The sequence below is a fragment of the Klebsiella sp. K47 genome (assembly GCF_051858335.1).
GTDB lineage: Bacteria > Pseudomonadota > Gammaproteobacteria > Enterobacterales > Enterobacteriaceae > Klebsiella > Klebsiella pneumoniae.
Genome location: NZ_JBPYUI010000124.1, coordinates 1 through 306 on the forward strand (window position 1 = coordinate 1; position 306 = coordinate 306).

A 306-nucleotide genomic window follows, 5' to 3' on the forward strand; every position below is an offset into this window, starting at 1 on the left:
CTCGATGGGACGGCTTGAGGTTCATTCATCGGCAGGCTCTATGCTTTATTTACTGGTCGACGCTGGACTGCTGGGTTCGGGCGGTGGGAGCACTTCACCAGTTGGACTCAAACCGTATTTTCCACCCAGCGATTTTAAAATCAGCGTGGCATCAAAGGCATCGCTTGGTGCCGATTTTTGGTCTTTAAAGCATTGAATGCTGTATGACACTTGCACGGGGTCAATGTCGACTACACGTGGTACATCGTAGAACGGATCAGGCCAAAAGGCTGGATGGCGAGAATAATAACCATATGGATAATAAGG

The 306-nt window shown here is 49.0% G+C and carries 1 protein-coding gene; it reads right to left on the reverse strand.

Features of this window, described 5'->3' with window-relative positions; translation table 11 throughout:
* Nucleotides 1-45: 45 nt before the first annotated feature.
* The coding region (locus RRF55_RS27380; RefSeq protein ID WP_439419216.1) for a hypothetical protein at nt 46-306 on the reverse strand (261 nt) is incomplete at its 5' end.